We start from the raw sequence: 4,181 nt of genomic DNA, 5'->3' as shown, positions 1-4,181 counted from the left end.
TTGAATATCGCGTCTGAGGGTTTTTTAAATATCATTTCCATCTGATTTTAAAGAGATATTTTGTATTTTTTTCAGTAGAATTGTACGGCTTTTGACCAGGGGTTTTCAGATCACTTTTTGACCTTTATTGGATTATAAAATGTTCTATTTTTATCTTTTTTAAAAATCAAACTCTTAAAAGTACTGTTTTTATTGACTTCGAACTGCAAAAAATATACAAAAGTAAAAAGATTAAAATTTAATCTTTTTACTTGACATTTTTTTCACTTAATTGTATTATCTAATCAGGAACAGCGAAATAATTTTTTCACAAACTAAAAAACAAATAAAATTATATTTTATAAAGGGGGATATTATGACAATCGAACAAACTATCCAAAATGTAAGATTAGCTCAAAAAGAATACTCGACTTTTACTCAGGAACAGGTAGACAAAGTTTTCAGAGAGGCTTCACTATCTGCCAATGCTGCAAGAATCAAACTTGCAAGAATGGCTTTTGAAGAAACTGGAATGGGAATAATGGAAGACAAGGTTATAAAAAACCACTTTGCATCAGAATATATTTACAATCAGTATAAAGATGTCAAAACATGCGGAATAATAGAAAAAGATGCTTCTTTCGGAATCACTAAAATAGCTGAGCCTATCGGGGTAATAGCAGGAATTGTACCTACTACAAATCCCACTTCTACAGCTATATTTAAAGCTCTTATAGCTCTAAAAACAAGAAACGCTATCATCTTTTCTCCTCACCCGAGAGCAAAGAAAGCAACAATCGAAGCTGCCAGAATAATAAGAGATGCCGCTGTGAGAGCAGGAGCTCCTGAAAACATCGTAGGATGGATCGAAGAGCCGTCGATAGAAGCTTCAAATACACTTATGAGATCTGCAGACCTTATCCTTGCAACAGGCGGACCTGGAATGGTAAAAGCTGCATACTCTTCAGGAGTACCGGCTATAGGGGTTGGTGCAGGAAACACTCCTGTAATCATCGATGATACTGCTCATATCAAAATGGCTGTAAACTCAATACTTCTTTCTAAGACTTTTGACAATGGAGTAATCTGTGCATCTGAGCAAGCTGTAATCGCAACAGAAAATATTTATGAAGAAGTTAAAAAAGAATTATCAGACAGAGGAGCATATATCCTAAAAGGAGACGAGATTGCTAAAGTAGGAAAAACAATAGTAATCGACGGTCACCTAAACGGTGATATCGTAGGACAATCTGCATATAAAATCGCAAAAATGGCAGGAGTCAAGGTTCCTGAAGATGCAAAAGTACTTGTAGGAGAAGTGGAATCAGTAGAATTAGAAGAGCCATTCTCTCACGAAAAACTTTCTCCAGTATTGGCTTTATACAAAACAAAATCATTCGATGAATCTCTACAGAAAGCTGACAGACTAATCGAATTAGGAGGAATGGGACATACTTCTGTTCTTTATGTTGACGAGTTGGACGGATCTGACAAAATAGCTAAGTTCTCTAAAACAATGAAAACAGGAAGAACTCTTATAAATATGCCTGCGGCTCAAGGTGCTATCGGAGACGTATTCAACTTTAAATTAGCTCCATCCCTTACACTTGGTTGCGGAAGCTGGGGAGGAAATGCAGTTTCTGAAAACGTAGGAGTTAAGCATCTTATCAATATAAAAACTGTAGCTGAAAGGAGAGAAAATATGCTTTGGTTTAGAGTACCTGAAAAAGTTTACTTTAAATACGGTTCTCTTCCTGTAGCTTTAAACGAGCTTCAAGGAAAGAAAAAAGCTGTCATCGTTACAGACTCAGTACTTGCTTCACTTGGATACACAGATCATATCACTAAAGTTCTTGAGGATATCGGAGTAGACTTCAGAATATTCTCTGACGTACAAGCTGACCCTACTCTGTCTACAGTAAGAAAAGGTGCAGAAATGATGAGAAGTTATCAGCCTGACGTGATAATTGCCCTTGGTGGAGGTTCTCCTATGGACGCTGCCAAAATAATGTGGGTAATGTATGAGCACCCTGAAGTAGATTTCCAAGATCTTGCTATGACATTCATGGATATCAGAAAAAGAATAGTACAATTCCCTAAAATGGGTGGAAAGGCTGAATTCTGGGCTGTAACTACATCTGCAGGTACTGGTTCTGAAGTTACTCCATTTGCTGTTATCACAGATGACAAGACAGGAATCAAGTATCCATTAGCAGATTATGAACTTACTCCTGACGTAGCTGTTGTTGATCCTCAATTAATGCTTTCTATGCCTGCAGGTCTTACAGCTGCATCAGGAATAGACGTAATGACTCATGCTGTAGAGGCGTACGCTTCTATCCTAGCATCTGACTTTACAAATCCTCTGGCTTTAGAAGCTATGAGACTCACATTAAAATACCTTCCTGAATCAGTAAGAGACGGAGCAAAAGCTAAAAAAGCTAAAGAGAAAATGGCAAATGCATCTTGTGCAGCTGGTATGGCATTCTCAAATGCATTCCTCGGTGTGTGTCACTCAATGGCTCATAAATTAGGTGCTGCATTCCACCTTCCTCACGGAACTGCAAATGCACTTTTATTAGATGAAGTAATCAGATTCAACGCTACTGATAAGCCTCTTAAAATGGCAGGTTTCTCTCAATATAAATATCCAAATGCTAAGAGCAGATATGCAAAAGCTGCTGACTACTTAGGTCTCACAAAAGGAAATGAAACTCCTGAAGAGAAAACTAAGCTTCTCAGAGCTGCCATAAGAAACCTCAAAGAAGAGATTGGTATAAAAGCTACTATCGCTGACTACGGAATCTCTGAGAAAGAGTTCTTAGGAAAACTAGATCAAATGGTTGAAGATGCTTTTGATGACCAGTGTACAGGTGCAAATCCTAGATATCCTCTTATGAAAGAGCTTAAAGAGATGTACCTAAGAGCTTACTATGGTGTTGAAAAATTCAACGAAATAAGCAATCTTAAAGTATCTAAAGAAAAAACTAAAGAAAAAGCTTCGGAAAAAAAAGCTCAGTAATTTAGGTTTTTAAGGAACGGGATCTATTTCAAAAGATTTATCAGATAAAACACCTCACATGGTACAGAGTATGAAATAATCATATAAGCTTTATAAAAATCACTCAAAGTTCTGATAAGTCTTATCTGTACCAAAAAGCCTCCATTCTTATAAGAATGGAGGCTTTTTTCTATTTATATATTATGTATAAATTCAAACATTATTAATATATATCATACCCTGCATCTATAAGCTCTCTTTTTATTATCTCTCTGTGCTCCATGTCTGCACACTCGATCACAAGATCCATCTCATACTTTCCTATTTCTAGATTTTCCCTAAACATAGACTGATATATTTGAATTATATTGGCATTTTGGTTGGTTATCCCCTGCAGAAGATCCTGAAGAGCTCCTGCTCTATCAGGGATATCCACTCTGAATCTAAATCTTCTTCCCTCTTTTATAAGAGCTTCGTTTAGTATCCTCTCCATAAAGTTCACATCTATATTTCCACCTGAAATTATTGATACTATCTTTTTACCAGTCATCTCCAATTTTCCAGAAAGTATTGCAGCCAGTGATGCGGCCCCTGCTCCCTCAGTTACGACCCTATTCTTTTCTATTAAAAACAATATTGCCTGGGCTATCTCTGATTCAGTGACAGTAACTATCTCATCTACATATTCTTTTATAAGACCGTAAGTCAGTTCTCCGGCCTTCCTCACTGCAATCCCGTCAGCGATAGTGGCGTTTGTCTTTATACCATGTACATAACCTTTTTGAATGGCTGCTTTCATAGATGCAGCATTAGACGCCTCTACACCAATTACTTTTATATCCGGATTTATGGACTTTACCGCTACTGCTATCCCTGCCAGAAGACCTCCTCCACCTACAGGAACAACAATAACATCCACATCCTTGAGATCCTCTAGAATTTCTAGTGCTACTGTCCCTTGCCCTGCTATAACACATTCATCATCAAAGGGATGGATAAAGGTAGCTCCGGTTGCCTTCTGTATTTCACAAGCTTTTTCATAGGCATCATCATATACAGGACCGTGAAGTATAACCTCAGCACCATAACCTCTGGTTGCAGATATTTTTGCCAGCGGGGCATTTTTCGGCATAACTATTGTTGCCTTGATCCCCATAGCTTTGGCCCCTAGGGCCACTCCTTGGGCATGATTTCCTGCAGA

The 4,181-nt window shown here is 37.6% G+C and carries 2 protein-coding genes; one reads left to right on the top strand and one right to left on the bottom strand.

All coding sequences use genetic code 11. The features are described 5' to 3' along the window. Positions 1 to 355: 355 nt before the first annotated feature. Positions 356 to 3,001, top strand: coding sequence for a bifunctional acetaldehyde-CoA/alcohol dehydrogenase (gene adhE / locus ABZA26_RS09065; protein WP_372714199.1), 2,646 nt, complete (start codon positions 356 to 358; stop codon positions 2,999 to 3,001). A gap of 202 nt (positions 3,002 to 3,203) precedes the next feature. On the opposite strand, the gene ilvA is transcribed toward adhE, so the two are convergent. Then, the coding region (gene ilvA / locus ABZA26_RS09060; protein ID WP_372714198.1) for a threonine ammonia-lyase at positions 3,204 to 4,181 on the bottom strand (978 nt) is incomplete at its 5' end.

It is taken from the genome of Ilyobacter sp. (assembly GCF_041583315.1).
Lineage (GTDB): Bacteria > Fusobacteriota > Fusobacteriia > Fusobacteriales > Fusobacteriaceae > Ilyobacter.
This window is presented reverse-complemented; position numbering and strand designations above follow the sequence as displayed.

What these genes read in the sequence shown, in the direction of transcription:
- adhE (WP_372714199.1), top strand. Translation starts at nt 356, where the DNA reads ATGACAATCGAACAAACTATCCAAAATGTAAGATTAGCTCAAAAAGAA.